The organism is Methylobacterium sp. Leaf466, assembly GCF_001425565.1.
In the GTDB taxonomy this organism is placed as follows: Bacteria; Pseudomonadota; Alphaproteobacteria; order Rhizobiales; family Beijerinckiaceae; genus Methylobacterium.
In genome coordinates this window covers 91,547-115,589 of sequence record NZ_LMRC01000036.1, presented here as the reverse complement: position 1 = coordinate 115,589, position 24,043 = coordinate 91,547, and the positions used below count along the sequence as shown (strand labels likewise).

Below are 24,043 nucleotides of genomic sequence, written 5' to 3'. Positions count from 1 at the left end.
TCGGACAAGATCGTGACCGTGGCAGGGCACGGCCCCGCTTAACCGCCGTGACGGACCGGTCGCCCGCTCGGCTGTGGCCGATGCGGCACAGATCGGTCCCGCCCCCTCGACGAACGCCCGTCGTCCCGGCATGAAGGACGCCATGGCGCCTCCTCCCCTCGATATCGATGCCCTTCGCGAGCGACTTCTGGCCGGTGACCGCGCGGCCCTGGCCAGGGCGATCACCCTCGCGGAATCGCGTCGGGCGGACCATCGCGCCACTGCCCGCGACCTCATCGACGCCGTCCTGCCCCAGACCGGGTCCGCGATCCGCGTCGGCATCACCGGGGTTCCCGGCGTCGGCAAGTCGACCACCATCGATGCGCTGGGCGCCAATCTGACCGCCGCCGGCCACAAGGTCGCGGTGCTGGCGGTGGACCCGAGTTCCAGCCGCACCGGCGGGTCGATCCTCGGCGACAAGACCCGGATGGCGCGCCTGGCGCTCGACCCCAACGCCTTCATCCGGCCCTCGCCGTCCTCGGGGACGCTGGGCGGGGTCGCCGCCAAGACCCGCGAGACCATGCTCCTGTGCGAGGCGGCGGGCTTCGACGTGATCCTGGTGGAGACCGTCGGCGTCGGCCAGTCCGAGACGGCGGTGGCGGACCTCACCGACTTCTTCCTCGTGCTGATGCTGCCGGGGGCCGGCGACGAGCTGCAGGGCATCAAGAAGGGCATCCTCGAGCTCGCCGACATGATCGCGGTCAACAAGGCCGACGACGGCGAGGGCGAGCGCCGGGCGAGCGCCGCGGCTTCCGAGTACCGGGCCGCGCTCCACATCCTGAGCGCGCCGAGTTCGACCTGGTCGCCGCCGGTGGTGACGATCTCCGGGCTGACCAACAAGGGCCTCGACGGGATGTGGGCGAAGGTGGTCGACCACCGCGCGAAACTCACTGCCACCGGCGAGATCGAGAAGAAGCGCCGAGCCCAGGACGTGAAGTGGATGTGGGCGCTCGTCCACGAACGGCTGCACCAGCGTCTGGTCGGCTCCGCGGAGGTGCGCGTGAAGACCGCAGAGGCCGAGGCGTCGGTGTCCTCGGGGACGCGCTCCCCGGCTGCCGGAGCGGAGGCGATCGCGACCCTGATCGGCCTGTGACCGGCCATCTGCTGGTGACGGGCTTCGGGCCGTTCCCCGGCATGCCGGTCAATCCCAGCGCGATCCTCGCGCGGCGGCTGGCAGCGCATCCGCGCCTGCGCCGGCTCGCTGTTTCGCCCCACGCGCTCATCCTTCCCACCACCTACGCGGCGATCGCGACGCATCTCGAACCGGCCCTGGCCGCTCGCCCCTGCGCGATCCTGATGATCGGCGTCGCCGCCCGCGCACGCCGGGTGAGGGTCGAGAGCCGCGCCGTCAACCGGGCGAGCCGGCTGTTTCCCGATGCCTCGGGCCGGGTCTCGGCGCGGCTCTGCCTCGAGCCCATGGGGCCGGCAGCGCGCACGAGCCCGGTGGCCGCCTTCGTCCTGCGCCGCCTGCGGGAGCGGGGCGTCGCCGCGATCGCCTCGCGCAACGCCGGCCGCTACCTGTGCAACGCCACCTACTTTCGCGCGCTGCACGCGGGGTGCCCGGTGGTGTTCCTGCACGTTCCGCCGCAGCGGCGCGACCGGTCCGCCGACCGGCTCGTCGACGCGCTGGCGGATGTCGCGTTGGCCCTGGTCGGGCGCGCGCGTGTCGCGTCCGCCCTTCCGTGACCGGTGCCGAGAGGGCACCCTACCGAAGGGGGTCCACCGGGTCCGGCGCCTCGACCTCGCCCTTGCGCTGGAGCAGGAGGGCGAGGAACCAGCACAGGGCGGCCCAGGCGGCGCCCATGCACCAGCCCGCGACCACGTCGCTCGGCCAGTGGACCCCGAGATAGACCCGGCTGAAGCCCACCAGGAGCGTCATAGTCACGCCGAGCGTCAGGATCAGGACCTTGATCGAGCGCTGCGTCTCGACCCGTGCGAGCAGGCCCGCCAGGGTGAGATAGGCGATGGCCGACATCATCGCGTGGCCACTGGGGAAGCTCGCCGTGAACACCTCCATCCCATGCGGCACGAGGTCCGGCCGGGGCCGCTGGTAGAACAGCTTGAGAACCGTCGAGGCGATCTCGCCGCCGCCGATCGCCGCCACCAGGAAGGCCGCGATCCGGCGGCGTCCGGTCAGCGCGAGATAGACGACGATCGAGACCGTCACGAAGACGATCGTGAAGATGCTGCCGAGCCCCGTGATGTCGCGCATGGTCTCCTCGAGCCAGCGCGGCCCGAGAGGATCGGACGGATCGAGCGGGTTGCGCAGGGCGAGCAGGACCTTGCGGTCGAGGGCGGCGGTCGAGCCCTCGCCGACCTCGTCGGCGAGGAAGAAGAACCCGTAGCCGAGCAGGCTCACCGCCATCAGCGAAACGAGGGGGCCGATCTCGTTGAGGCGCAGCCGGCGCCACAAGGCGGTGGCGCGGCCGACAACGACGGTGTCGCGTCCGTCGACGGCCAGGAACTTTGGAACGTGCTTCATGGTGCGGATCGGGTCTTGTGTGGCAAATGCTGTCCGAACGGAAACGAGGCACGGTGCGACCAGGGTCCGCCGAGGTAGCGCCAGAGAATGAGGCCGGGCGCTATGAAGCGGAACGGCGCGAAGTCCCCGTTCAACCGCTCGTGTAGCGCTCGCGCGACCTGCGGCGCCACCTTGTTCTGGACGGTGACGTGCGGGCGCCAGCCCTGGCGGTCCTGGTTGGTCAGCATGGCATCGAACCGGTCCGCCAGCCTTGCGCGGACGGCCGAGAGAGCCGGGGATTCGAGCACGTAGGCGACGCCGCGCCCGGTGAAGCGCAGGCCCGTCACCGCGACCTCCGGCATCGGTTCGTCGCGGGTCGCCTCGCGGATCGCCTGCGCGACCTCGGCCTCCTGCAGCCCGTCGAGGTGATGGAACAGGGTGGCATGCGCCGGAATCCGGTTGAGCGCCTCCGGAAAGTGACGACGGCGCAACCCGTCGAAACGCTCTCCCGTTCCGGGATCGAACGCCAGCGTCAGGATCAGCGGGTCCGCTGTGGAAGGAGACGGGTTCATGCCGGGATTGCGTTCATGCCGGGACCAAGGTGGGGAACGCACCGTGCCGGGCCAAGGGATCAAAGAGGGATCGCCGAGGTATGGCCGAGGGAATCCCGTCGACGGGATGACCTGTTCAGCCGCCCGCCGGCCGGTTAAGGAGCCGGCATGCAGCGTCACAAGCGGGAGATCGTCCATGTCGGCCGGGAGGGGTGGCTCTTCCTGATCGGGGGGACCAACGGGGTCCTCGACCAGTATCGGTCGACGTGGCGGTGGTGGCAGTTGCTGCGCGGCTGGGCGAAGCTGATCCGGCAAAGGTCGGCCAGGGCCAGGTCGCTCGGCATCCGTTATGCCCACATCGTCGTCCCGGAGAAACTGTCCGTCTACGACGACCGCACGGATGGCCTCGTGTTCGATCCGGGCAAGTCGCCGGCCCGCCGCCTCGCCCGGCGCCTGGCGGGCGAGGCGGCCTTGGTCGACCTACTCGGGCCGATGCGAGCCGCCCGCGACGGACCGGTCCCGCTGTACTATCGCACCGACAGCCACTGGAGCCACGACGGCTGCCTTCTCGCCTACCGCCACCTGATGCGGGCCTGCGGCGCCGTGGTGCCGCCCGATATCGCCGATCGGCCGCGCTTCGACACCGAGCGGGTGCGCGACCTCGGCGAGAAGCTGCCGGACCGGCCGGTGGAAAGGGCCAGCCTGTGCTGCATCGCGCGGGATGCGGCGCGCAGCTACGCCAGCCCGCTGGTGGAATCCTACGAGGCGGCCGACCGGGCGCCGTACCTGCACGGCGGCGCCCATGTGGTGTACCGCAACGAGAACCCGGCCGCCGATCCGCGCACCCTGATGCTGTTCGGCGATTCCTATGCGCATTTCGCCCCGATCATGCTCACCGGGCTGCTCGCGGAGAGCTTTCGCGAAGTGCATTTCATCTGGTCGTCGAGCCTGGACTGGCGCCACATCGAGCAGGTGCGGCCCGACCTCCTCGTCACCGAGATGGCGGAACGCTTCATGGTCCGCCTGCCCGACGACGCCTACGACCTCCTCGACCGCAGCGGCCCGGAAGATCCGGCCCATCTCGACAGCCTGCCGCCCTTCCCGGCCTCCGAGATCGTGTGACCGGCGCGGCGCCAGCGCGCCGGCGCCCCCTTCCCGCTCGGCACACGGCGCCCATGTCTGTCGGCATGGCTCTGCTACGATGGCGCCCGCCGACGGCGGCGCGCACGGGCGAACGAGGTCGACTGAGCGATGGGACTTCTCGTGGACGGCGTCTGGCGGGACGCATGGTACGACACCGCCTCCACGGGCGGTCGCTTCAAGCGCACGGACGCCAAGTTCCGCAACTGGGTGACCGCCGACGGCTCGCCGGGACCCTCGGGCGAGGGCGGGTTTCCCGGCGAGCACGGGCGCTACCACCTCTACGTTTCCCTGGCTTGCCCCTGGGCGCATCGCACCCTGATCGTGCGGGCGCTGAAAGGCCTGGACGAGGCGATCTCGGTGTCGGTGGTCGATCCGCACATGGGCTCGGAGGGCTGGGTGTTCGGTACCTCGCCCGGCGCCACCCCCGACACGGTCAACGGTGCGAGCCGGCTCTACGAGGTCTACCTGAAGGCCGATCCGGCATTCACCGGGCGGGTGACCGTGCCGGTGTTGTGGGACAGGACCCGCGTCACCATCGTCTCGAACGAATCGGCCGAGATCGTCCGCATGCTCGATGCCGCATTCGATGCCGAGGGACCGTCGCTGTACCCGGAGGCGCTGCGACCGGAGATCGACGCGATCAACGCCCGCGTCTACGACGCGGTGAACAACGGGGTCTACAAGGCCGGTTTCGCGACGAAGCAGGACGCTTACGAAGAGGCCTTCGAGGCGCTGTTCTCCGAACTCGACGCCCTCGAGGCACGGCTCGACCGGGGGCGATACCTGTGCGGATCAGCCCTGACCGAGGCCGACGTCAGGCTGTTCACCACCCTGGTGCGGTTCGATGCCGTCTACGTCGGGCATTTCAAGTGCAACCGCCGGCGGATCGCCGATTACCCCAACCTTTCCAATTACCTGCGCGATCTCTACGCCCTGCCGGGTGTCGCCGAGACGGTGAACCTGACCCATATCAAGCGGCACTATTACGAGAGCCATCCGACCATCAACCCGACCGGAATAGTGCCGCTCGGTCCCGACCTCGGCCTCGATGCGCCCAACGACCGGGCATTGCGGTTTCCGATTTGACGCGGGGGCAACCGTCCCTCCCGCCCTCGACGAAACGTGGTTCGGCCATATCTCAACGCCCATGACGATACGCACAGCTCTCCTCGCCCTCGGCGCCGTTCTCGCGATGTCGGGCCACGTCCATGCGCAGGCCACCATCAAGCTCGACGGTCGCTGCGAGAGATTGGTCATCGCCGACAAGGATCTGAGCGAGTCCTGCCAGGACACGCTGACGAACGGGGTCGCGCGCAACCGGGCGAGCTTCGAATTCACCACCAAGGACGGTCGCTCGCTGAGCTTCTCGGGCAACGGCGCCCAACAGGAGCGTACCGAGGAGACTGATCCCCTGCAGCCGATCAACATGATCATCCCGGGCGAGAAGGGGGCCGATGGGATCGTCCGCAATCCCACCGTGGCGGTCGGCGCATGCAGCTTCAAGACGCCTGAGGCGGGCAAGACCGCCATCGTCTGCGAGGCCACGAGCGCGGCCGGACGGTTCGAGGGCACGTTCGTGACCGACGCCAAGGACGCGTCGAAGGACGCAGCAGCGCCGGCCAAGAATTAAGGCCCTCAGAAGCGGCAAAGAACCGGGGTCGCGGACCGGCCGGTCCATCGGTGTTCCAGGCGTCCCGAGGGGCGGTGACCACTCGCTGCGTCTCCGAACGCCAGGAGTCGCAGCGAGCAAGCCGTGGGCCGCAGCCATTGCACCGGCCTGCGTCATGGTTGTAGGGCGCGCTCTGGTCACCGAGCCGCCAAGGCCCATCTATCCGTTGATCGGGTGTCCGCCGGTCGGTTCGGACGTCGACACGCGACGACTTCGAGGGTTCCATGCTTAACGACGCTATCGCGCCCGGCGCGCAACCGGCCGGCGCCACGGGCGCTCCGACCAAGGACGTCACCACCGCGAGCTTCCGCCAGGATGTCATCGCCGAGTCGATGAATCGACCGGTGCTGGTGGATTTCTGGGCGCCCTGGTGCGGTCCCTGCAAGCAGCTCGCGCCGGTGCTCGAGAAGGCCGTGGCGGCCGCCGGCGGCAAGGTCGCCCTGGTCAAGATGAACATCGACGAGCATCCCTCCGTGGCCGGACAGCTCGGGATCCAGTCGATCCCGGCCGTCATCGCCTTCCAGCGCGGCCAGCCGGTGGACGGCTTCATGGGAGCCGTGCCGGAAGCGCAGATCAAGACCTTCATCGAGACGCTGGTCGGCCCGGTCGGGCCGACCCCGGTCGAGGACGTCCTCGGCGAGGCGGCCCTTGCCTTGGAAGATGGCGACGTCGCCGGTGCGTCCGAGCTCTACGCGGCGGTCCTGGCCGAGGAGCCCGAGAACATCGTCGCGCTCACGGGGCTCGCCAAGATCCAGCTCGATCTCGGTGAGCTCGATCAGGCGCGCGGCATCCTGGCGATGGTGCCCGAGGCCAAGGCGACCGATCCGGCGGTGGCGAGCCTGACCGCCGCCATCGCGCTCGCCGAACAGGCCGCCTCCCTCGGCGATCTGTCCGCCTTCCAGCGTCGGATCGACGCCGATCCGGCCGACTACCGGGCGCGCTTCGACCTCGCGCTGGGGCTCAACGGCCTCAACAAGCGAGACGAGGCGGTCGACCACCTCATCGAGATCGTGCGTCGGGACGGAACCTGGAACGAGGGTGCGGCGCGCAAGCAGCTCCTCACGTTCTTCGAGGCCTGGGGCCTGATGGACAAGGCTTCGATCCGCGGGCGGCGGCGATTGTCGACACTGGTCTTTGCGTAATCGCGCCCATCTGATGGGTGGCGAGACGGTCTGCCGACGAAGGCCGAACCTGATGCCGGCGCCGTTCCCGTGACGGCACGGGTTCCCGAGGAGAAACGATGAGCACGCATTCGGTCTACAAGGGGCCGGACGATTGTCCGGGGGTCATCCCGGTGTTTCCGCTTCCCGGCGCGCTCCTGCTGCCGCGTGGGCAGGTGCCGCTCAACATCTTCGAGCCGCGCTACCTGGCCATGGTGGACGACGCCCTGCGCGGCGACCGCATCATCGGCATGATCCAGCCCGACGTCGACGCCGGCGCCTCGCCGATGACGCCGCGGCTGTACCGGGTCGGCTGCGCCGGGCGCATCACCCAGTTCGCCGAGACCGGCGATGGCCGCTACCTGATCTCGCTCACCGGCATCGCCCGGTTCCGCGTGGAGAGCGAGATGGCCACCACCTCGCGCTACCGGCGCTGCCAGGTGTCCTACACGGATTTCGCGAGCGACTTCGAGCCACGGGCCGGAGAAGACGCGGTCGACCGCGAGGGCGTGCTCAAGGCGCTCAAGGACTTCGTCGAAAGCAACGACCTCAAGGTCGATTGGGCCGGCATCGACGAGGCGCCGAACGAGGCGCTGGTGAACGCCCTGTGCATGATGAGCCCGTTCGGGGCCCGCGAGAAGCAGGCGATGCTCGAAGCCCCCGATCTGAAATCGCGGGCCGAGGTCTTGATCGCGGTGACCGAGATGGAGTTGGTACGCGGCGCCGGGGCCGACTCGACCCTGCAGTGATCCCACGCGTTCAAAGGACTTCGCCGATGGCCACCGATCCGATCCCCGCGGTCGAAGCGACCCGTGTCGACCCCAAGCTGCTCGAACTCCTGGTCTGCCCGCTCACCAAGCAGTCCCTCGACTACGACGCCGATCGCCAGGAACTGATCAGCCGCTCGGCCAAGCTCGCCTATCCGATCCGCGACGGCATCCCGATCATGCTGCCCGAGGAAGCGCGGACGCTCACCGACTGACGGTCCAAGACGCCGTGCCACCGAGGGACGACCGGGCGAGAAGATCCGGCCGGTCCCGGTCGAGACCGTCCGTTTCATCGTCTGGTGATGGGTCATCGCGAAATCCGCGGGTGGCAGCTCCCCCGTAAACGGCAGCTCCCCCGTAGACGAACGTGCGTCGAAAACCAGCTCCGGCATCACATCCCGTCCGCGAAGCTCAGCCATAGGCTAATCCTGCACGATAGACCCAATCCGGCTGACCGATGGAGCCTCGGCATCGGGCGGTGTCATCATCCTGCCGTTTGTGCTATGATCATCTGATCAATCCCCACCGCGCGATCGTGAGATATCGCTCGAAACGCTGCCTCACGGCAGATCGTGCGCGGGATCTATTGGCCAACTGTCAAGGATGGATATGTCGAAGTTCTGTGCCGTCGTGATGATGAGTGCCGTGATGGCCGGGCCGAGCCTGGCCGCGTCGACTAAGGCCGGGAGTCATTTCAACGGAACCTGGTCCGTCGAACTCGTGACCGAAAGCGGCCTGTGCGACAGCCGTGCCCGTTACGCCGTCTCGGTGAACGAGGGATCGGTGCGGCTCGTCTCCGCCTCCGACAAGGCGCGCCTGTCGGGCCGCGTCGACACCGACGGCACGGTCGGGCTCAGCGTTTCGAACGGGTCCGCGAGCGGTGCCGTCACCGGCCGCCTGCAGGCCCGCTCCGGCGGCGGCACCTGGAAGGTCTCCGCCTTGTGCTCGGGTCGCTGGACCGCCACGCGCAGCGATACGCGCACCGCCCAGGCCGAATGATCCGGCCCGGGGTCGAGGTCTCGGGGATCAGGTCGCGGTGGAGAGCCAGGTGCGGGCGTCCTCGAGTTGCGAGCGCTCGAACACCTTGATCTGGGCCGGCGACAGCCGTCCGGCGGTCTCGGCCATGATGCGCATCCACTGCGCGTCGGAGACGACCGCCACGTGGCTGACCCCCTTCAGGAGGGCGAGGCCGAAGCGGACGTCCTTGAAGAAGGCGGCCGGCTCCATGCCCTCGAAGGCGCGGATGTCCTGCAACAGGCGCAGCTTCGTCCCGGACTCGAAATCGGCCTTCATGGCGGCGACGACGGCATCCATCTCGGCGTCGGTGATCTTGCCGTCCACGATGATCTCGGCGACGTTGGATTCCGGCTTCTTCTGATAGCTCAGCACGCTGGCGCACTCCCTTGCGTTCCGCCCGTCGCGCGCCGGATGGCGCGGGGGACGCGTCCTTATAGGAAACTCTGCGGGTCGACGTCGACCGTAACCCGGACGTTGCCACGGGCCTTGGGCGCACGCGCGAGCCAGTCGCGCAGATAGGTCTGCAGGTCGATGGCGCGGGCCGTCTTCACGAGCAGGCGGAACCGGTAGCGACCGCGGATCAGCGCGAGGGGCGCTTCGGCCGGACCGAGGACCATCACGCCGGCGGGCGGCTCGGCGGCACGGGCGAGCGCCTGGCCGTGGGCCTCGGCCGCCTCCCGCTCGTTGGCCGAGACGACGAGGGCGGCGAGCCGCCCGAACGGCGGCAGGCCCGCCTCCTCGCGGGCGGCGATCTCCTCGGCGTAGAAGCGCTCGCCGTCGCCGGAAAGCAGGGCGGCGATCACGGGGTGCTCGGGCTGGAAGGTCTGGACCAGGGCTCGGCCCGGCCGCTCGCCACGCCCGGCCCTGCCCGTCACCTGCTGCAGGAGTTGGAAGGTGCGCTCGGCCGCCCGCGGATCGCCGGAGGTGAGGCCGATGTCGGCGTCGAGCACGCCCACCAGCGTCAGGTGCGGGAAGTTGTGGCCCTTGGCCACGAGCTGCGTGCCCACGACGATGTCGCAGCCGCCCTCCGCCACCGTCTGGAGTTCGGCCCGCAGGCGCTCGGCTCCGCCCGGGAAGTCGCTCGACAGCACGATGGTGCGCGCCTCCGGGAACAGCGCCGCCACCTCCTCGGCGATGCGCTCGACGCCCGGGCCACAGGGGGTGAGGTTGTCGAAGGTGCCGCAGGCGCTGCACGAGTCCGGCCGGCGCTCGGTGTAGCCGCATTGATGGCAGACGAGGGCCCGGCGGAAGCGGTGCTCCACCAGCCAGGTTGAGCATTGCCGGCACTGGTAGCGGTGGCCGCAGGCCCGGCAGAGGGTCAGCGGCGCATAGCCCCGGCGGTTGAGGAACAGCAGCGCCTGCTCGCCCGCGGTCACCGTCTCGCGCACCGCGCTCACCAGGGCCGGCGCCAGGAAGCTGCCGCGCTCGGGCTTGTCGAGGCGCATGTCGATGGCCGCGATCTGCGGCAGGCGCCGTCCGCCGAAGCGCTCCGGCAGCACGACGCGGCGGTAGCGCCCGCGCATCGCGTTGACCCGCGTCTCGATGGAGGGCGTGGCCGAGGCGAGGACTACGCCGCAATCCTCGAGCCGGCCCCGGACCACGGCCATGTCGCGGGCGTGGTAGTGGACGCCGTCCTCCTGCTTGTAGGCGGTCTCGTGCTCCTCATCGACCACGATGAGGCCGAGTTCGGCGAAGGGCAGGAACAGCGCCGAGCGCGCCCCCACCACCACCGCGACCTCGCCGGCCGCCACCCCGGCGCGCAGGCGCTCGCGGCGCTTGCCGCCGATGCCGGAATGCCACGTCGCCGGGCGGACACCGAACCGCTCGGCGAAGCGGTCGAGGAACTGCGCCGTCAGCGCGATCTCCGGCATCAGGATCAGGGCCTGGCGCCCGCGCCGCACGCAATCGGCGACGGCCTCGAAATAGACCTCCGTCTTACCCGAGCCGGTGACGCCTTCGAGCAGCACCGTCGGCGGGGTCCCGTCGGCGGGATTCAGGAGCCCGATCAGATCCTCGGCGGCCTGACCTTGCGCCTGCGACAGGGGCACCCGGGCATGGTCGGGATCGGGCGGCAGCGCCACCGGCTCGGGCGCCAGCGCCACCGCCTCCAGGGCACCGTCGTCAACGAGGCCGTCGACGACGCTGAGCGACACCTGCGCCTCCTTGGCCAGGGCCCCCTTGCCCCGCATGACGCCGTCGGCGGCGACCGCGAGAACCTTGGCGCGCGCGGTCGTGGGCCGGGACGGCGGCTTGCCGGTAGTGCGCACGCCGACGCGCACCGTCTCGGTACGGGCCGCCTCGTCGGGCAGCCGCAGGGCCATGGCCAGTGCCGAGCCCTTCGGCGCCAGGGTGTAGCGGGCGAGCCAGTCGACCAGTTCGCGCAAGGGGCCGGACAGTGCGGGCGCCTCGATCCGCCCCGTCACCGGCCGCAGATTCGAGCCGGCGCGGGTCTTGTCGACGGCCCAGACCACGCCCACGGTCTCGCGCGGCCCCAGCGGAATCCGCACCACGTCGCCGGGCGCCAGCGCCAGCCCCTCTGGGACGGCGTAGCTGTAGGCGGTGTCCAGCGCCAGCGGGATCAGGATCTCGGCGACGCTGGGCATGGAGGCGGTTCTGGTGACATGCTGGGGATATAGGCGTGGTGAAGGCTGACTGCGACCGCCAACCCCAGCGCGATCATCGTGCCGAGGCGTCACGAACGGCGAGCGTCCGGCTCGCGGGACCGGGAGCCCGATGACGTCCACAGACCCAGCGCGGGAAGGCGTGCTCCTCCTTCACGGCATCGCCCGCCGCGCCGCATCCCTCGCCGGGCTGGAGCGCGCCTTCCGCGCCGCGGGATACGCGACGCTCAACCTCGACTACCCGGCGCGCAAGGCGCCCCTCGAAGACCTCGTCGAGCGGATCGCACCGGAGGTGGCGGCCTTCGCCGGCTCGGTCGCCGCCCTGCACATGGCGACGCATTCCATGGGCGGCCTGCTCGCGCGCGCGCTCGTCACCCGGCACCGGCCGGCCAATCTCGGCCGGGTCGTCATGCTCGGTCCGCCCAACGGCGGCAGCGAGATCGCCGACCGGCTCTGGCGGCTCGCCCCCTACCGGCTGTTCTTCGGACCGGCCGGGGCGCAGCTGACGACGACGCCCGATGCGGCCCTGCGCGCATTGCTGGGGCGGGTCGAGTATCCCCTCGGAATCATCGCCGGGGACAGGAGTCTGTCGCCCCTCGAATCCTGGCTGATGCTGCCCGGACCCGACGACGGGCGGGTCACCGTGGCGCGCACGAAAGTCGCCGGAATGACCGATCACGTCACCCTCCACGCCACCCATAGCCTGATGATGAACAACGCGACGGTGGTCGCGCAGGCCTTGCATTTCGTCCGGGTAGGGAGTTTTGCGACACGGGCGGCGCATGGGCCGACGGGGAGTGGCCGGCGGACATGGTCGAGGACGGGATGATCGCGGAGCGGACCGGGGCGGCGGCGCAGGTGCGGCTGCACCTCGACGCGGTCTGCCTCAGCTTCGGACGGACCCGCGTCCTCGACGCCGTCGACCTGACCGTGGAAGCCGGCGAGATCGTCGCGCTGCTCGGCGATTCCGGCTGCGGCAAGAGCACGCTCCTGCGCGTCGTCGCCGGGCTCGAACAGCCGGACTCCGGGACGGTCAGCCTCGACGGGGTGGTCGTGAACGGGCGCGGCGGCGTGCCCGCCGAGGGGCGCGGCGTCGGGCTGATGTTCCAGGACTACGCCCTGTTCCCGCATCTCACCGTGGCCGAAAACGTCCGCTTCGGGCTCCACCGGCGGCCGGCGGCGCAGGCGCAGGCGATCGCGCAGGCGCGCCTCGACCAGGTCGGCCTCGCCGCCCGGGCCGAGAGCTATCCCGGCACGCTGTCGGGCGGCGAGAGCCAGCGGGTGGCGCTCGCCCGCGCGCTGGCACCGGGCCCGCGCATCCTGCTCCTCGACGAGCCGTTCTCGAACCTCGATCGACGCACCCGCGACCACGTCCGGGCCGACACCCTCTCGGTGCTGCGGGCGAGCGGGACCACCACCCTGCTCGTCACCCACGATGCGGACGAGGCCCTGGCCTTGTGCGACCGGATCGCCCTGATGAGGGCCGGGCGGATCGTGCAGGTCGGGAGCGGCGAGGATCTCTACCGGCGACCGGCCACGCATTTCGCCGCACGCTTCTTCACCGACCTTGTCGAGATCGACGGCCGCTGCCGTGACGGCGTCGTCGAGACCCCGTTCGGCCCGGTGCCGGCACCTGGGTTCGCGGCGGGCGAGGCGGTCCTCGTGTGCCTCAGACCGGAGGCGATCCGGCTCGCCGACGACGGAGGCGGCCTGCGGGCGACGGTCGTCGAGCGTCGGTTCCTGGGCAGCCGGGCCATCCTCGTCGCGATGGCGCAGGGCATGCCGGTGCCCGTCAGCCTCGCGGTGCCCCACGGCGACGCGACCGTGCCGGGCGACACGATCGGCCTTCGGGCGGACCTCGACGGCGGCTTTTTATTCCGCCGGGGGCAGGATTAAACCCGCAGGGATAGAATCTTGCGCCACCACAGACCGTATCTCTGCGTTGTCGTGTCGCGAACTCTACTTTTTAAGTGTTTTAAGTAAAAGAGATCGTGCTTGCGCTCCATCGCGCCCGATGCTTGTGAGCAGCCCTCGTCTTTTTACGAAGGCTCGCACGATGCTCGGTCGGTTCGTCTCTCCCCTCGTCGGTGTCCTGGTCGTCGGCGGCCTGTGGTCGGCGCCAGCGGCGCAAGCGGCCGAGGTCAACCTCTACACCACCCGCGAGCCGGGCCTCATCAAGCCCTTGATCGACGCCTACACCGCCAAGAGCGGCGTCACCGTCAACACCTCCTTCGTCGAGAAGGGGCTCGCCGAGCGTGTCGCCGCCGAGGGGGCGCGGGCCAAGGCCGACGTGCTGATGACCGTGGACGCCGGCAACCTGATCGAACTCGTGGACCGCGACCTCGCCCAGGCCATCCGCTCGCCGGTGCTCGAAGCGGCGATCCCGGCGCCCCTGCGCGACCCCGACGGGCGCTGGTTCGCCCTCTCGATGCGGGCGCGGGTCATCTACGCCGACAAGGCGCTGACCGACCTCACCGCGGTTCCCTACGAAGAGCTCGCCGACCCGAAGTGGAAGGGCAAGCTCTGCCTGCGTTCCGGGCAGCACCCCTACAACACCGCCCTGATCGCGCATTACCTCGTCAAGCACGGCTCCGAGAAGACGGAAGCCTGGCTGAAGGGCGTGAAGGCCAATCTCGCCCGCAAGCCGGCCGGCGGCGACCGCGACGTCGCCCGCGACATCCTGGCCGGCACCTGCTCCATCGGGCTCGGAAACTCCTACTACGTCGGCCTGATGCGGTCGGGCAAAGGCGGCCCCGAGCAGGAGACCTGGGGCTCGGCCATCAAGGTGGTGATGCCGACCTTCGCTGGCGGCGGCACCCACGTGAACGTATCGGGTGCGGTGGTGGCCAAGAACGCGCCCAACCGCGACGAGGCGGTCAAGCTCCTCGAGTTCCTGGTCTCGGACGAGGCCCAGGCGATCTACGCCAAGGGCAACTTCGAATATCCGGTCAAGGCCGGCGCTCCCATCGAGCCGCTGCTTACGGCACTGGGGCCGTTGACGATCGATAGCGTGTCGATCGCCGACATCGCCCGCAACCGCAAGGCGGCGAGCCTGCTGGTCGACAAGGTCGGGTTCGACAACTGACCGGGTCCGTGCTCACCGCGGCGGCACCGCACGGGTTGACGCCGCCTCCGGTGACCGATCTCGCACGTCGGTCGCCGAGCCTGCCCGCCGGGCAGATCGGCTGGATCGTCGCGGCCCTGGCGCTGGCCGCGCTGGTGCTCAGCCCGATCGTCTCGCTGGGCGTCTCGGCGCTGGCCGGCACGGGCGAGCTCTGGCCGCATCTGGCCGCGCATGTCCTGCCCCAGGCCCTGCGCGACACCGGGCTGCTGCTGGCCGGCGTCGGCATCCTCGTCGTCGTCATCGGGGCGGGCAGCGCCTGGCTGGTCTCGGCCTACGCCTTTCCCGGCCGCCGCTGGCTGGAAGCCGGGCTGCTGCTGCCGCTGGCGGTGCCGACCTACATCGTGGCCTTCGCCTACCTCGACCTGATGCACCCGATCGGACCGGTGCAATCGACCCTGCGGGCCGCCCTCGGCATCGCGCGGCCCGGCGACCTCGTGCTGCCGGACCTGCGCTCGATGCCCGGCTGCATCGTGCTCCTCGCCTTCGTCCTCTACCCCTACGTCTACCTGCCGACCCGGGCGCTGTTCCTGATGCAGGCCGGCGGCCTCGTGGAAGCGGCCCGCTCCCTCGGGCGGGCGCCGTCGGCCGTCTTCCTCACCGTGGCGCTGCCGCTGGCGCGGCCCGCCATCGCGGTGGGGGTGAGCCTCGCGCTGATGGAAGCGCTCAACGACGTCGGCGCGGCGGAATTCCTCGGCGTCCGCACCCTGACGGTCCAGGTCTACGCCACCTGGATCAACCGGTCCGACCTGCCGGGTGCGGCGCAGATCGCCCTCGTGATGCTCGCCCTCGTCCTCGCCCTGGTGGCGGCCGAGCGCTTGGCCCGGCGCGGCCGGGGCTACGCCGCCACGGCGCGCGCGCCCCGGTCCATGGTGCGGCAGGAGCTCACGGGCGCCCGCGCCGCCCTCGCCTTCGGCCTCGGGCTGTTGCCGGTCGCGATCGGCTTCCTGATCCCGGCGGCCTATCTCGCCGCCGGCGCGGTCTCGCGCATCACCAGGGTCGGCCTGCCGCCGACGCTGTCGACCGAAGTGGCCAACACCGTGCTCTATGCCGCCATCGCCACGGCGATCGCCACCGTGATCGGATTCCTGGTGGCGGCGGCCCCCCGCCTCGCCTCGCCGCGCATCGGCGGCGCCCTCATCCGCATCGCCAGCCTCGGTTACGCCCTGCCGGGCACGATCCTCGCCGTGGGATTGCTCACCCCCCTGGCGCTGATGGATGCCGGCCTCTCGCGCATCACCGAGGCGCTGTTCGGGGCGAGCCCCGCCCTGATCGGCCTCGGCACGGGCGGCGCCCTCGTCACCGCCTACCTGGTGCGCTTCCTCGGCGTCGGCATCGGCACCTGCGAGGCCGGTCTCGCGCGGGTGCCCGCCAGCATGCCCGATGCCGCGCGCATGCTCGGGCGTGGCCCGGCCGCGACGGTGCGGCAGGTGCAGCTGCCCCTCGCCTGGCCGGCGCTGGTGAGCGGCGCGCTCCTCGTGTTCGTCGATTGCGTCAAGGAACTGCCCGCGACGCTGCTCCTGCGCCCGCTCAACGTCGAGACGCTGGCGACGCATCTCTACGGCGAAGCGGCACGGGGCACCTACGAGGACGGCACGGTGGCCGCCCTCCTCATCGTCCTCGTCGGGCTGGTACCTGTGGCGGTGCTGCTGCGCCTCGACGGACGCGGACGCCGCGTTTCGGTCGATCCGTAGCGCGATCCGCCCTTGACGGGCCGGGTTTGCCCGCCCTAGAAGGCGCCACGGTCCGGGTGCGTAGCTCAGCGGGAGAGCATTCGCTTCACACGCGAAGGGTCACAGGTTCGATCCCTGTCGCGCCCACCATTTCCCCTCACGCCGCCTCGTCGAGGGGGACGAGGGCCGTGACCGCCTCCACCAGATCGTCGAAGTGCGAGATCACCCGGTCGGCCCCGAGGGCATCGACCGGCGTATCGGTGTAGCCGAAGGTCACCCCCACCACCGGGATTCCGGCCGCCTTGGCCGCATCGATGTCGGCGCGGGAATCGCCCACCATCAACGCCCGTCCGGGATCGCCTCCGGCCCGGGCGACCGTGAGCGTGATGTGGCGCGGGTCGGGCTTGAAATAGGGGAAGGTCTCGCGGCCGCAGATGGTGGCGAAGCGATCGGCGACGCCGAGCAGCGTCAAGAGTTCGACCGCATGACGCTCGTACTTGTTGGTGCAGACCGCCAGGCGATAGCCCCGCGCCGCCAGGGCATCGAGCGCTTGCACCACGCCCGGGTAGAGATGCGACTCGACGCACAGGTTCCGGCCGTAATGCGCGATGAAATCGGCGAACAGGGCCTCCAGCCGGTCGGGCGTCAGGTCCCGGCCCGCGGCGGAGAAGCCGCGCTGGATCAGGGCCTTGGCCCCCGCCCCGATCATGTCGCGGGCCTCGTCGAGGGGAAGCTGGCCCAAGCCCTCGCGGGCGAGGATCGCGTTGAGGGTGCCCACGAGGTCGCCGGCGGTCTCGGCCAGGGTGCCGTCGAGGTCGAACACGGCGATGGGCGGCAAGCTCGTCATGGGGTCTCGCGCTGTCTGTGGAGGAAGCCCTTGGCTAGCGGGGGGGGCGACACCGATCAAGGCTCGCACCGGAGGGTCACGGTTGCGCCGCAAGGGGCCGCTAGCGCTCCTGCCGTTGCGCAAAGGGTCACTCGGGGCAAGGCGATGATGGACAGGGCGACGGAACGGGGCCGGCCTCGCGGTGACGGCGGCGCGGCGCGGCGCGGCAAGGGGCGCGGCCTCGCCTGGGGGGTCTGCGCCCTGCTCGCGGCCGGCCCGGCGCTCGCCGGCTCCTACGAGTTCGTGCCAGCCCCCCAGATCGACCTCAACCGCGTCTACCGGGTCGACCGGGTGACCGGCGAGGTCACCTCCTGCCAGTACGGCCTGCGCGAAGGCGCGGTCGGCAGCGTCGGCGTCACGGTCTGCTACGGCGCGGGCGAGGGCGCGAGCGCGCAGGTCGCCTCGGAATACGGCCTCGTCGCCACCCGCCACAGCCGCGAGGCTGGCGTGTTCCGCGTCAACTACCGCACCGGCGAGATGAGCATCTGCTACGTCCAGACGCAGAAGGACGCGGTGGTCTGCACCGCCCAGGCCAATCCGCCGGCGGCCGACGAGGGACCCGCCGCGGGCGGCGCGAACCAACGCTCCGTCCCCAGCGTGACCCCGCCTCAGGGACGTCCCTAAAGGCGGCCGCGCAGGCCCGAGGCCGGGCTTGGGCGTTTGCCGGGTCCCGCAGCCATGCTAGGGCCAGCCGACCGTCACGACGAGCCGAGCCGAGCCATGCACGCTTCCTCCCTGCCCGTTGCCGCCGAGTCGGTGTCGTGAGCGGCCCGGACCTGCGCCGCGCTGCGGCCGAGCGGGCGCTCGTCCTCGTCGAGGACGGCATGCGCCTCGGGATCGGCACCGGCTCCACCGCCAACGTGTTCGTGGCCCTGCTGGGCGAGCGCGTCCGCGCCGGCCTCGACGTCATCGGGGTGCCGACCTCGGAAGCGACGCGGCATGCCTGCGAGGCCGCCGGCATCCGTCTGACGACCCTCGACGAGACGCCGGAGCTCGACCTGACCATCGACGGCACCGACGAGGTCGACGACACCCTGCGCCTGATCAAGGGCGGCGGCGGCGCTCTCCTGCGGGAGAAGATCGTCGCGCACGCCAGCCGGCGCATGGTGGTCATCGCCGACGCCGCCAAGCATGTGGCGACGCTGGGGGCGTTCCCGCTGCCGATCGAGGTCAATTCCTTCGGCCTCGGGGCGACCCGCGTGGCCGTCGCGGCGGCCATTGCGTGCAGCGGCTGCGCCGGGTCGCTCGAGATTCGCCGAACCCCGGACGGCGCGGCGCTCCTCACGGACGGCGGCCACCTCATCCTCGATGCGCACCTCGGTCGCATCCCCGACCCGGAGGCCCTCTGCGCGGCGCTCTGGGCGGTGCCCGGCGTCGTCGAGCACGGCCTGTTCCTCGGGCTCGCCGACGGCGCGATCCTGGCCCATGCCCGCGACGGGCGGGCCGAGATCACCTGTCTCGGCCGCGTCTGAGACGCGCCTGTCGTCGTCCGCTGCCATGTCGTTCGTCGTTCTCCCCATCGCAGCCCCATCCGGAGCGCCCGCCATGTCCTCCCGCATCTCCGTCCGCCTTCCGCTGGCGCTGGCCCTGATCCTGGCCGGAGCCCTCTCGGCACCGGCGCTGTCGCAGCAACCTCCGGCGCCGGCCAAACCGGCCGCCAAGCCCGCCGGAAAGCCTGCCGCGCCGACCCCGCCCGCGCCCTCGACCCCCGCCGCGCAGACCCCGGCGATCAACTTGAACCACCTCGCCCTGGCACGGGAGGTGATGCTGTCCTCCGGCATCGCCCGCTCGTTCGATTCGATCATCCCGGCCTTCGGCGAGCAGATTCGCCAGGGAGCCGTCACCCGGCCCGAGCTCGGCAAGGACCTCGACGAGGTTCTGGTCGGCCTCGCCCCCGAGATGGAGCTGCAGAAGCAGAGCATGATCGACACGGCCGCGCGCATCTACGCCCGCCGCCTGACCGAGGCCGAGCTCACCGAGATCGCGACGTTCTTCCGCTCGCCCGCCGGCAAGCGCTACGTGGAGACGCAGCCGCAGGTGCTCGACGAGATGGTGCAGGCGATGCAGACCTGGACCCAAGACGTTTCGGAATACGTCATGGTCCGGGTGAGGGCCGAGATGGCCAAGCGCGGCCACCAGCTCCAGTAGCGCCATGGCGCGGACCACCGGAGCGGTCGGGGCCCTTCACGGCCTCGGCGCGATCGTCCTCGCGGCGGTGCCGCTGGCGATGGTCCTGGCCAATCGGTCGAGCCCTGCCGTCGTCGGGCTCGCCGCCCTCCTGTTCCTCGCCGCCGGGCTGATCGAAGACCGGCGCGCCGTCGTCGCCGCGGTGGCATCGCCGCTGCGCTCGCCGCCCGAGCTCTGCGCCCTCGCCTTCCTGGCCTGGTGCGGCCTTTCGTTCGCCTGGAGCCCCTTCCCCGCCCTGTCGCTTCGCACCGCGAGCGAGTTCCTGCCGACGCTGCTGGCCGCCTACCTCGTGGCCCGCCTGGCGCCGGGGCGCCTGCCGGCCGGAACGGCGACCCTGGCCGCCGGGATGTTCGGCCTCGCCTGCCTCGTCGTCGTGGCCGATCTCGCCAGCGACCTCGCCCTGCGCAGGCTGCTCGGCGGGCGGATCGCCTATTTCGTCCACAACCGGCCGGCGATGACGATCCTGCTCGTCGGAATCACCCTGACGGGCCTCCTCCTGGCGCAGGGGCGGCGATGGTGGGCGCTGGCCGTGGTCGGGCTGGGGCTTACGGCCATCCTGCGCTCGGTGAGCGGCGCGGCCAGCCTCGGTCTCCTGGCGGGGCTCGCGATGCTGGCGGTGACGCGGCTGGCACCCGCGCGGGTCGCGCTGAGCCTCGCCGGGGCCGGCCTCTGCCTCGCCGTGGCGCTCGCGCCTATCGAGGGCGAGATCCTCCACAGGCTGATGCCCGAGGCGGCCCACGACAGGCTCGTCCAGAGCAGTTCGCGCGCCCGCGTCGCCATCGCCCGCAGTTTCGGGGCGGCGGTGGCCGCCGACCCCTGGACGGGGGCTGGCTTCGGCACCTCCGCGCGCTTTGCCGACGTGCCGGCGGCGCAAGGCCTGGAGCCGGACCTGCGGGCGATGCTGGCGGTGGGCCATCCCCACAACAGCTTCCTGCAGGTCTGGGCCGAACTCGGGATCGTCGGTGCCGCGTTGGCGAGCGCCGTCCTCCTCCTGACGCTGCGAGGGATCGCGGGGCTGCCGCCTCCCGACATGGCGGCGGCCCTCACCCTCGTCGCGGCGGCCAGCGCCATCGCCTTCGTCGAGCACGGGGCGTGGCAGCCGTGGTGGACAGCCGGGCTCGGCGCGGCGGTCGTATGGCTGCGCGAGACCGGGACCGGTCAGGCCGCCTCGGCCTCGACGCGGTTGCGGCCGGAGTCCTTGGCCCGGTAGAGGGCGAGGTCGGCCCGCTTGAGCATGGCGGCGGCGGTGTCGTCCTCGCCCCGGCGGGCGGAGACGCCGATGGAGACCGTGACGGGCACCGTGCGGGTTCCCTTCTGGACGAGGAAGGGCGTGGCCTCGATCCGCTCGCGGATGCGCTCGGCGATGATGTGGGCGCCGGCGACGTCGGCGTCGGGCAGGATGATCACGATCTCCTCGCCGCCGTAGCGCGCCACGATGTCGATCCCGCGGGTATGGGTGCGGACGCGCTCGGCGAAGGCCCGCAGCACCTCGTCGCCGGCATCGTGACCGTAGGTGTCGTTGATGGTCTTGAAGCGGTCGATGTCGAGCAGCAGCGCCGAGACCGGCCGCTGTCGCAGCCGCGCCTCCTCGAACAGGCCGCCGAGGTGGCTGTCGAGGTAGCGCCGGTTGTGCAGCCCGGTGAGGCCGTCGGTGATGGCGAGCTCCATCGAGGCGTTGACCGCCCCGCGAAGCACCTCGGAGAACCGGCGGCGGCGGACCTGCGTGCGCACCCGCGCCACGAGTTCGTTCCGGTCGACGGGGCGCATCAGGTAGTCGTGGACGCCGAATTCGAGGCCGCGCACCACCCTGGCGCGGTCGTGCTCCTCGGCGATCATGATGACGGGCATGGTGCGGGTGCGGTCGAGGGAGCGCAATTGGCTGCACAGGCGCAGGCCGTCGAAGCCCGCGAGGTCGAGGCTGACCAGGGCGACCTCGAAGGCGCCCTCGGCGGCCAGGACCATGGCCCGGTGCGGATCGGGCTCGACGGTGACCGTGTGCTGCTGGGCCAGCGCCGCCGCCAGTCGCTCGGACGAGCGTGGGCGGTCGTCCACGAGGAGGATCTGGGCGTCCTGGCCCGTCTCGGCGGTGGCGAGCGCGATGGCGTCGCCCATGCCCATGGCGCGCGAGGCCAGGGCCCGGCTGCGCAATTCGTCGGTGACGGCCTTGAGACGCACCAGGCTGCGCACCCGCGTGAACAGCGCGGTGTCGTCGATGGGCTTGGTCAGGAAATCGTCGGCCCCGGCGTCGAGGCCGCGCAGGCGGTCAGAGGGCTGGTCGAGGGCGGTGACCATCACGATGGGCAGGTGTGCCGTCACCGGGTTGTTCTTGAGGTGCCGGCAGACCTCGAACCCGTCCATGCCCGGCATCATCACGTCGAGCAGGACGAGGTCGCACAGGCCCTTCTCGCAGATGGCGATGGCATCCGGCCCGTTCATGGCCGCGATGACGTCGAAATACTCCAACGCCAGCTTGGTCTCGAGCAACTTCACGTTGGGGAAGAGGTCGTCGACGATCAGGACCCGTGCGGACATCGTTCCTCATCGCTCCTTGTGGACCACGCGGCGGCCGGTGGGGGTACCCCTCGACGGCGCCGGCGCGATCGTCTTCAACGGGTGGGGCTCGGCGCCGCCCGTCCAGCCTTCGTCCCGTTCAGGCGGGTCGTTCGTCGCCAAGGTACAGGCGAACCGTTGAAAGAAACTTTGCGACCGAGATGGGCTTGGAGAGATAGGCCTCGCAACCGCCTTCACGAATGCGTTCTTCGTCGCCCTTCATGGCGAAGGCGGTGATGGCGATGACGGGGATGCCCTTGAGGTCGTCGTCTTCCTTGAGCCACTTCGTCACCTCGAGGCCGGAGACCTCGGGCAGCTGGATGTCCATGAGGATCAGGTCGGGGCGATGGGTGCGGGCGAGGTCGATCGCCTCGATGCCGTTGGCGGTCTTGAGGGTCGCGTAGCCATGGGCTTCCAACAGGTCGTTGAAGAGCTTCATGTTCAGTTCGTTGTCTTCGACGATGAGCACGGTTTTCTTCATGGCCTGTCATTCCCGGCTAGTCCGCGGCTCATTTTGAAGACGCCAGCCCCGTTTCAACCAGACTTAACCGGTACATGTTGATGAAACGCAAATCCGATCAAGGGCCTGATTCGGCCGAACGCCTCGCCCTGGCGGTCCTCGGCTGGATCGCCGGCGACGAAGACCGGCTTTTTCCCTTCCTGGCCCTCACCGGCATGACGCCGGACACCCTGCGCGCGAGTGCGGCAGAGCCGGGCTTTCTGGCCGGCGTCCTCGATTTCGTCATGGGCGACGAAGCGGTGCTGATGGCCTGCGCCGCCAGCCTCGAGGTACCGCCCGAACGCATCGCCGCGGCATGGCGGCGGTTGGGCCCGAGCGAACCGGACGACGGTTTCGCGTGACGGGGGAGGCGCAGTGGCGGACGCGGCGACCGCCGCGGTGACGGCCCGCGACGCCGTCTGCCGCGATTGCAGCGCTCGCCAGGACGAAGGGTCCGTCCGCTGCCGGGCCTGCGGTTCGCCGCGCCTGCTCGCGCACCCCGAACGCGACATCCTCGCCATCGCGCATGTGGATTGCGACGCGTTCTACGCGGCGGTGGAGAAGCGCGACGATCCGGCGTTGCGCGACCGCCCGCTGATCATCGGCGGCGGCCGGCGCGGGGTGGTCGCCACCGCCTGCTACCTCGCCAGGGTCTCGGGCGTCCATTCGGCGATGCCGATGTTCGCCGCCCTGAAGGCATGCCCCGATGCGGTGGTGCTGCGCCCGGACATGGCCAAATACGCCCGGGTCGGCCGCGAGGTCCGCCAGATGATGCGCGACCTCACCCCGATGGTGGAACCGCTCTCCATCGACGAGGCCTTCCTCGACCTCTCCGGCACCGAGCGCCTGCACGGGACGAGCCCGGCGCTCACCCTGGTCCGCTTCGCACGGCGCGTGGAGACCGAGATCGGCATCAGCGTCTCGGTGGGCCTCTCCGACACCAAGTTCCTGGCCAAGATCGCCTCAGACCTCGACAAGCCGCGTGGCTTCTCGATCCTCGGCCGGGGCGAAGCACAGGCTTTCCTGGCCGGGCGCCCCGTCTCGATCCTGCCGGGGATCGGCCCGGCCGGGCAGGCCCGTCTCTCCGGGCTCGGCATCCGCAAGATCGCCGACCTGACCCGCATCGATCCCGAACGCCTGCACGCGGCCCTGGGACGGGAGGCCGGCCGGCTGCGGGCATTGGCGCGGGGCGAGGACGATCGCCCGGTGCGGCCGTGGCGCGAGACCAAGAGCGTGCCGGCGGAGACCACCCTGGCCGACGACCTCGGCACCTTCGAGGCCCTGCGGCCGATCCTGTGGCGGCAATGCGAAAAGGTGTCCGAACGTCTCAAGCGCGCCGACCTCGCGGCGGCCACCGTCACCCTGAAGCTCAAGGATTCGGGATTTCGCCTTCGCACCCGCGCCCGCGGCCTGGCGCCGACGCAGCTCGCCGCCAGGCTCTACCCGGTGGCGGAAGCCCTCCTGCGCGAGGCCTGCGACGGCACGCCCTACCGGCTGATCGGCATCGGCGCCGGCGACCTCTCCGAGGGGACGACCGCCGACCGGGCCGATCTCCTCGACGGCGACCTCGGTCGCATCGCCAAACGCGAATCCGCCCTCGACAGCCTGCGGCTGCGGTTCGGCGAGGCCAGCATCCAGCGCGGGCTCGGTTTCAGCGGGACGGTACGCGACCCCAAGGCACCCCGCGGCGGCCGATAGG

At 70.8% G+C, this 24,043-nt stretch carries 26 protein-coding genes and 1 tRNA gene; 20 read left to right on the top strand and 7 right to left on the bottom strand.

The features are described from left to right. Window positions 1–130: 130 nt before the first annotated feature. Complete coding sequence (meaB, locus tag ASG59_RS19340) at window positions 131–1,132, top strand: methylmalonyl Co-A mutase-associated GTPase MeaB (RefSeq protein ID WP_156387828.1); 1,002 nt, start codon at window positions 131–133, stop codon at window positions 1,130–1,132. Next, the gene (locus ASG59_RS19335) at window positions 1,129–1,725 is read left to right on the top strand and encodes a peptidase C15 (RefSeq protein WP_277996127.1); all 597 of its coding nucleotides are present in this window, start codon (window positions 1,129–1,131) and stop codon (window positions 1,723–1,725) included. The genes meaB and ASG59_RS19335 overlap by 4 nt, the downstream gene beginning before the upstream one ends. A 19-nt stretch (window positions 1,726–1,744) precedes the next feature. Here the strand turns inward: ASG59_RS19335 and ASG59_RS19330 are convergent, their stop codons facing one another. Then, the gene (locus ASG59_RS19330) at window positions 1,745–2,521 is read right to left on the bottom strand and encodes a phosphatase PAP2 family protein (protein ID WP_055889629.1); all 777 of its coding nucleotides are present in this window, start codon (window positions 2,519–2,521) and stop codon (window positions 1,745–1,747) included. Continuing rightward, window positions 2,518–3,072 carry a 2'-5' RNA ligase family protein gene (locus ASG59_RS19325; protein ID WP_056410936.1) on the bottom strand — a complete coding sequence of 185 codons (555 nt, stop codon included), beginning with the start codon at window positions 3,070–3,072 and terminating at the stop codon, window positions 2,518–2,520. Before ASG59_RS19325 ends, ASG59_RS19330 begins: the two co-directional genes overlap by 4 nt. Window positions 3,073–3,219: 147 nt before the next feature. Here ASG59_RS19325 and ASG59_RS19320 point away from each other — a divergent pair, with 147 nt between their 5' ends. The 7 genes from ASG59_RS19320 (at window position 3,220) to ASG59_RS19290 (ending at window position 8,789) form a co-directional block, all read left to right on the top strand. Then, window positions 3,220–4,173, top strand: coding sequence for a hypothetical protein (locus tag ASG59_RS19320; RefSeq protein WP_055889633.1), 954 nt, complete (start codon window positions 3,220–3,222; stop codon window positions 4,171–4,173). A gap of 129 nt (window positions 4,174–4,302) precedes the next feature. Beyond that, window positions 4,303–5,280, top strand: a complete 978-nt coding sequence (locus tag ASG59_RS19315; protein ID WP_056410933.1) for a glutathione S-transferase family protein — start codon at window positions 4,303–4,305, stop codon at window positions 5,278–5,280. A 61-nt stretch (window positions 5,281–5,341) separates the two neighbouring features. Next, window positions 5,342–5,824 carry a hypothetical protein gene (locus tag ASG59_RS19310; protein ID WP_056410929.1) on the top strand — a complete coding sequence of 161 codons (483 nt, stop codon included), beginning with the start codon at window positions 5,342–5,344 and terminating at the stop codon, window positions 5,822–5,824. A 263-nt stretch (window positions 5,825–6,087) separates the two neighbouring features. Beyond that, window positions 6,088–7,005 (top strand): thioredoxin, encoded by a 918-nt coding sequence (gene trxA, locus ASG59_RS19305; protein WP_056410926.1) that lies wholly within the window; start codon window positions 6,088–6,090, stop codon window positions 7,003–7,005. 98 nt (window positions 7,006–7,103) lie between these two features. Continuing rightward, complete coding sequence (locus ASG59_RS19300) at window positions 7,104–7,772, top strand: LON peptidase substrate-binding domain-containing protein (protein ID WP_055889641.1); 669 nt, start codon at window positions 7,104–7,106, stop codon at window positions 7,770–7,772. A gap of 26 nt (window positions 7,773–7,798) precedes the next feature. Then, window positions 7,799–8,005: a Trm112 family protein gene (locus tag ASG59_RS19295; RefSeq protein ID WP_056286613.1), complete on the top strand. Its 207-nt coding sequence runs from the start codon at window positions 7,799–7,801 to the stop codon at window positions 8,003–8,005. Between the two features lie 394 nt (window positions 8,006–8,399). Then, window positions 8,400–8,789, top strand: coding sequence for a hypothetical protein (locus ASG59_RS19290; RefSeq protein ID WP_056410925.1), 390 nt, complete (start codon window positions 8,400–8,402; stop codon window positions 8,787–8,789). Between the two features lie 27 nt (window positions 8,790–8,816). On the opposite strand, the gene ASG59_RS19285 is transcribed toward ASG59_RS19290, so the two are convergent. Beyond that, the gene (locus tag ASG59_RS19285; RefSeq protein WP_055889651.1) at window positions 8,817–9,179 is read right to left on the bottom strand and encodes an STAS/SEC14 domain-containing protein; all 363 of its coding nucleotides are present in this window, start codon (window positions 9,177–9,179) and stop codon (window positions 8,817–8,819) included. A gap of 59 nt (window positions 9,180–9,238) precedes the next feature. Continuing rightward, the gene (locus ASG59_RS19280; protein WP_277996126.1) at window positions 9,239–11,503 is read right to left on the bottom strand and encodes a primosomal protein N'; all 2,265 of its coding nucleotides are present in this window, start codon (window positions 11,501–11,503) and stop codon (window positions 9,239–9,241) included. A gap of 37 nt (window positions 11,504–11,540) precedes the next feature. Between ASG59_RS19280 and ASG59_RS19275 the strand changes: the two genes are divergently transcribed. The 5 genes from ASG59_RS19275 to ASG59_RS19255 all read left to right on the top strand — a co-directional run bounded on the left by ASG59_RS19275 (window position 11,541) and on the right by ASG59_RS19255 (window position 16,372). Continuing rightward, window positions 11,541–12,257, top strand: a complete 717-nt coding sequence (locus tag ASG59_RS19275; RefSeq protein WP_056410919.1) for an alpha/beta hydrolase — start codon at window positions 11,541–11,543, stop codon at window positions 12,255–12,257. Then, the gene (locus ASG59_RS19270) at window positions 12,239–13,324 is read left to right on the top strand and encodes an ABC transporter ATP-binding protein (RefSeq protein WP_244475770.1); all 1,086 of its coding nucleotides are present in this window, start codon (window positions 12,239–12,241) and stop codon (window positions 13,322–13,324) included. Before ASG59_RS19275 ends, ASG59_RS19270 begins: the two co-directional genes overlap by 19 nt. Window positions 13,325–13,484: 160 nt before the next feature. Further along, window positions 13,485–14,513, top strand: a complete 1,029-nt coding sequence (locus tag ASG59_RS19265) for an extracellular solute-binding protein (protein ID WP_055889658.1) — start codon at window positions 13,485–13,487, stop codon at window positions 14,511–14,513. An 80-nt stretch (window positions 14,514–14,593) separates the two neighbouring features. Then, window positions 14,594–16,243, top strand: coding sequence for an iron ABC transporter permease (locus ASG59_RS19260; RefSeq protein WP_056411066.1), 1,650 nt, complete (start codon window positions 14,594–14,596; stop codon window positions 16,241–16,243). A gap of 54 nt (window positions 16,244–16,297) precedes the next feature. Next, window positions 16,298–16,372: transfer RNA gene (locus ASG59_RS19255), tRNA-Val, on the top strand. A 7-nt stretch (window positions 16,373–16,379) separates the two neighbouring features. Here ASG59_RS19255 and gph read toward each other — a convergent pair. After that, the gene (gene gph / locus ASG59_RS19250) at window positions 16,380–17,069 is read right to left on the bottom strand and encodes a phosphoglycolate phosphatase (protein ID WP_056410918.1); all 690 of its coding nucleotides are present in this window, start codon (window positions 17,067–17,069) and stop codon (window positions 16,380–16,382) included. 144 nt (window positions 17,070–17,213) lie between these two features. On the opposite strand from gph, the gene ASG59_RS19245 reads away from it, so the two are divergent. The 4 genes from ASG59_RS19245 to ASG59_RS19230 all read left to right on the top strand — a co-directional run bounded on the left by ASG59_RS19245 (window position 17,214) and on the right by ASG59_RS19230 (window position 20,505). After that, window positions 17,214–17,732, top strand: coding sequence for a hypothetical protein (locus ASG59_RS19245; protein WP_244475769.1), 519 nt, complete (start codon window positions 17,214–17,216; stop codon window positions 17,730–17,732). A 137-nt stretch (window positions 17,733–17,869) separates the two neighbouring features. Further along, complete coding sequence (gene rpiA / locus ASG59_RS19240; protein ID WP_056286632.1) at window positions 17,870–18,580, top strand: ribose-5-phosphate isomerase RpiA; 711 nt, start codon at window positions 17,870–17,872, stop codon at window positions 18,578–18,580. Between the two features lie 73 nt (window positions 18,581–18,653). Continuing rightward, complete coding sequence (locus ASG59_RS19235) at window positions 18,654–19,256, top strand: DUF2059 domain-containing protein (RefSeq protein WP_082528860.1); 603 nt, start codon at window positions 18,654–18,656, stop codon at window positions 19,254–19,256. Window positions 19,257–19,260: 4 nt separating this feature from the next. After that, window positions 19,261–20,505 carry an O-antigen ligase family protein gene (locus tag ASG59_RS19230; RefSeq protein ID WP_056410915.1) on the top strand — a complete coding sequence of 415 codons (1,245 nt, stop codon included), beginning with the start codon at window positions 19,261–19,263 and terminating at the stop codon, window positions 20,503–20,505. Here ASG59_RS19230 and ASG59_RS19225 read toward each other — a convergent pair. Both ASG59_RS19225 and ASG59_RS19220 read right to left on the bottom strand, forming a co-directional pair. Then, window positions 20,454–21,827, bottom strand: a complete 1,374-nt coding sequence (locus ASG59_RS19225) for a PleD family two-component system response regulator (RefSeq protein ID WP_055889672.1) — start codon at window positions 21,825–21,827, stop codon at window positions 20,454–20,456. The two genes, ASG59_RS19230 and ASG59_RS19225, sit on opposite strands and share 52 nt — an antisense overlap. 118 nt (window positions 21,828–21,945) lie before the next feature. Then, the gene (locus ASG59_RS19220) at window positions 21,946–22,326 is read right to left on the bottom strand and encodes a response regulator (RefSeq protein ID WP_055889675.1); all 381 of its coding nucleotides are present in this window, start codon (window positions 22,324–22,326) and stop codon (window positions 21,946–21,948) included. Window positions 22,327–22,406: 80 nt separating this feature from the next. Between ASG59_RS19220 and ASG59_RS19215 the strand changes: the two genes are divergently transcribed. Together ASG59_RS19215 and ASG59_RS19210 are read left to right on the top strand one after the other, a co-directional pair. Beyond that, a complete protein-coding gene (locus ASG59_RS19215; protein WP_055889917.1) occupies window positions 22,407–22,706 on the top strand; it encodes a DUF3572 domain-containing protein in 300 nt (99 codons plus the stop codon). Window positions 22,707–22,743: 37 nt separating this feature from the next. Then, window positions 22,744–24,042, top strand: a complete 1,299-nt coding sequence (locus ASG59_RS19210) for a DNA polymerase IV (RefSeq protein WP_056411060.1) — start codon at window positions 22,744–22,746, stop codon at window positions 24,040–24,042. Window position 24,043: the final 1 nt, after the last annotated feature.